The organism is Mediterraneibacter sp. 210702-DFI.5.30 (assembly GCF_020560115.1).
GTDB classification, from domain to species: domain Bacteria; phylum Bacillota; class Clostridia; order Lachnospirales; family Lachnospiraceae; genus Mediterraneibacter; species Mediterraneibacter faecis.
In genome coordinates, this window is sequence record NZ_JAJCME010000188.1 from 1 (window position 1) to 232 (window position 232).

Consider the following 232-nt stretch of genomic DNA (forward strand, 5'->3'; position numbering starts at 1 on the left):
TGCTTCTGACTATGCGTCCTTAAACGAGATGCCGCCATCAGCTTCAGCATCGTAGTAGTTGTCGCACTTGTAGACAAAGTTGACATTGTCAGTCAGCGTCAGGAAGCCATGCGCAAAACCGCGTGGTACCAACAGCTGACGATGGTTGCTGGCGGAAAGAATGTAGCCTTCCCACTGCTTGTACGTTGGTGAGCCTTTCCGCAGATCAACAATGACATCCAAAACCGCCCCG

The 232-nt window shown here is 51.7% G+C and carries 1 protein-coding gene; it reads right to left on the minus strand.

Features of this window, described 5'->3' with window-relative positions:
- Positions 1-9: 9 nt before the first annotated feature.
- On the minus strand, positions 10-232 hold a 223-nt coding region (locus tag LI126_RS15200), incomplete at its 5' end, for a dTDP-4-dehydrorhamnose 3,5-epimerase family protein (RefSeq protein ID WP_227165746.1).